A 3,362-nucleotide genomic window follows, 5' to 3' on the forward strand; every position below is an offset into this window, starting at 1 on the left:
CAAATTAATGAAAAAGTGTTAAATTTAATATGGATAGGTGTTTTATATATGTCTCATTTGGCTAGGTCAGTTCAATAGAAAGTGTTTTTTATTGCTAATAGTTGTAATGTACTTAGTACAAACTAATTAGAAAATTAAGGTTAAGGTGGAGGAATTATGCACTTTTTTGCTTCACAAGAGCATCTCACTGCTGTTGAATGGATTCTCAGAGCTATTGTTGGCTTTGCGTTCTTTATCGTGATAGCTAGAATGATGGGGCAACGAACGATTTCTCAGGTTGGGCTTCTCGACTTTGTTATCGTCTTACTAATTGGAAATATTATTGCTCATCCATTATCAGATGAGGGATTAGGTTTAAAGGGTTCCATGATTACAATGACTGTAATTTTGGTCTTATATTTGATTGGTATTTTATTAAGTTTACGTTCTAATAAGATTCGAAAGTTGTTTATCCCCTCACCTATCCTACTGATTGAGAATGGAAATATACTTTATAAAAATTTAAACAAAGCAAGGATTTCAATTGATGTACTTTTATCAGAATTAAGAATGAAGAGTACGGAAGATGTTCAAAAGGTTGCACTTGCGTTTTGGGAGCCGGGTGGTTCTTTTTCTATCTTCTTAAAGAGTGAACACCAACCGCTAACTCCGAGTACCTATAACAAACCTATTCAACCATTCCAATATCCTAGGACTGTAATTAAGGAGAAAAAGATTGACTATAACGAGCTAAATAAAATTGGTAAAAATGAAGATTGGCTGATACAAAAAATTTCAGCCACCTACAAAAATGTAACATTAAATGAAATTCTTCTTGGAACAATTGATGAAAACGAAAATGTGACAGTATTTTTATATCACTAGTTAAATTTTCAAGGAGTATACTATTTCATTCCAAATTGTGTATACTCCTAATTTTTCGGCACCTGTATTTTCCATATCATATGATCAAAATTTTTACCCCAGTAATCCTTTAAAATAACATCCGGCTTACCAAATTTGTTCTTCCAATATTTTTGTGCATTTTTGTATCCACTATCTAAACAAAACTCTTCTATTTTTCTATCCCTTAAAATTGTAAATATTGATTGCAATAACCTTGTACCGATGCCTTGTTTTTGATAGTTCGGATGTACGAAAACAGTTCCAACTTCAACTAGATCACAATAGGCATGATGCGTTTTGCAGATTAAACGACTCACAGTACCATACTCGATGGTTCCAACAATTGTGTTTTCATAGGTGGCAAGTAGAAAATATCGGTTCTTGCCTGCACTTGTAAAATCAGATTGTAAATAACTCTTTTTTGTTTCGATTTCCTCGACTATATCCTTTGTTAAATGAGCTATCCCTTCTTTACTAAATGTGTCCATAATGACATCCTTGAAAAAACGGTGAAGTTCATCCTTGTCTTCAATTTTTGGCCTTCTGATATCTACATCCATTACTACTACCTCCCTAAGTATTCCTGTGTACTGAAATACTCCCCTCCTAAATTGGTCATACTAACCAAATGAACATTTTCGATATTGGAGGATTATGGTTTGGAACATTCATGGATCTCACTTATTCCTTTTTTAATTGTAATTGGAATGGCGATTTGGTTAAAGGATATTTTACCGGGACTAGTTCTAGGATTATTGATTGGGGCAATCCTTGTTACATCTGATGTATTAGGTGGAACCCAGCAATCAATTACATATATTGTGACGACTCTATCTGATCCAACTAATATCAAAATCGTAAGCTTTTTATATGTTTTTGGTGGTTTAGTTGGGATGATGAATATTGCTGGGGGTATCAAAGGATTTACGGAATGGATTGGTGAGAAAATTAAGACTGAACGTGGCCTGCTAGGATTAATATGGCTCACTCTCCCTTTTACCTTTATGATGCCAATGTTTCGGATCATGATGATTGGACCTATCATAAAACAACTCATAAAAAAAATGAACCTATCAAAACAAAAGGTCGGCATGACATTAGATATTTCAACCGAATCGGTTATTGTTCTATTACCGGTTGCGACTGCGTTTGTTGGATTTATGGTTTCACTTGTCGAAGGTGGCATTAAAGGTCTTGATTTAGGGATGTCTGCCTACCAAGTATTTTTATTAAGTATTTTGTTTAATTTTTATGCGATTGTGATGCTCCTTATTGGAATCATTCAAACATTTTGGCCATCTAAAAAAAGTGATAAATCCCAACAGCATGCAGATGAGGAAGAACATGATCATGAATTTCACCGAATTGGAATTAAGAAAGAACTTTCTCTGGTAAAAGCACAACCTTGGCATTTAATTGTCCCGGTATTTTTACTTCTAGGATTGTCTCTCTATCTACTATGGGAAAACGGTAGATCACTTGGTGCTCAATCGGTCTTTGAGGCTTTTTCAATGGCCGATGCAACCTTTGTCATGCTGCTTGCTGTATTTATCACACTAATTTTCACTTTTGTGTTTTATGTAATCCGAAAGCAGAAATTACATGAAATTATGTATCATTTTTACGATGGTGGAAACCAAATGATGCAGGCGATTACCCTTCTCATTCTTATATGGGCTCTTACCTTATCGGCTGAGGAACTAGGATTTTCTGAATTTATTAGTTCCACTTTAGGCTCATTTTTACCAGGGTTTTTAACACCTGCGACGATTTTTCTAATTGGGTCAGTTGTTGGGTACTTTATTGGTTCCTCTTGGGGGACATGGGGGTTATTTATGCCGCTTGGAATTGCTTTGGCCCTTTCGACTGGTGCCTCCATCCCGCTAACCGTCGGAGCTGTTTTTGCGAGCGGAGCATTTGGAGCTTTGACTTCACCACTTGGTGACACAACGATAACCACGGCCTCAATACTAGATTTAGAACTAGTGGATTATGCACAATATAAATTAAAGGTTTCAGCAATAGGAGGAGTAATTGCTATTGTGTTATATATCATTGGTGGTTTGGTTTTTTAAAAAAGATTAAATTAACATGCAGATAGTTCGGTTATTGTGGTGGAGAAACATTCGTTTTGGAAATCAATTCTACCTTATTTTGGAATTTACGCATGATTTAAATTGATAAACTAAATAAAAGCATACGCATTTCAACTCTACGTATGCTTTTATCACTTTTTCACTTAAAAATAATACACGAATGGATATTTTTTACATTTTTAATCATAATTGAAATCAATTCTACCTTATTTTGGAATTTACTCATGATTTAAATTGGTAAACTATATAAAAGCATACGCATTTCAATTTTACGTATGCTTTTATCACTTTTTCGCTTAAAAAATGATACACAAATGGATATTTTTTACATTTTTAATCATAATTGAGATCGACTCTACCTTTTTTTGGAATTTACGCATG

General features: G+C 34.3%; 3 protein-coding genes. 2 read left to right on the forward strand and 1 reads right to left on the reverse strand.

The features are described from left to right. Positions 1-156 precede the first annotated feature (156 nt). Positions 157-864, forward strand: coding sequence for a DUF421 domain-containing protein (locus ACR65M_RS23015; protein ID WP_341331721.1), 708 nt, complete (start codon positions 157-159; stop codon positions 862-864). Between the two features lie 47 nt (positions 865-911). Here the strand turns inward: ACR65M_RS23015 and ACR65M_RS23020 are convergent, their stop codons facing one another. Then, entirely contained in the window at positions 912-1,445 is a 534-nt protein-coding gene (locus ACR65M_RS23020) for a GNAT family N-acetyltransferase (protein WP_341331720.1), read from the reverse strand. Positions 1,446-1,544: 99 nt separating this feature from the next. Here ACR65M_RS23020 and ACR65M_RS23025 point away from each other — a divergent pair, with 99 nt between their 5' ends. Next, positions 1,545-2,960: a Na+/H+ antiporter NhaC family protein gene (locus tag ACR65M_RS23025; RefSeq protein ID WP_440274513.1), complete on the forward strand. Its 1,416-nt coding sequence runs from the start codon at positions 1,545-1,547 to the stop codon at positions 2,958-2,960. The last annotated feature ends 402 nt before the right edge of the window (positions 2,961-3,362 follow it).

It is taken from the genome of Ferdinandcohnia sp. SAFN-114, from assembly GCF_059415045.1.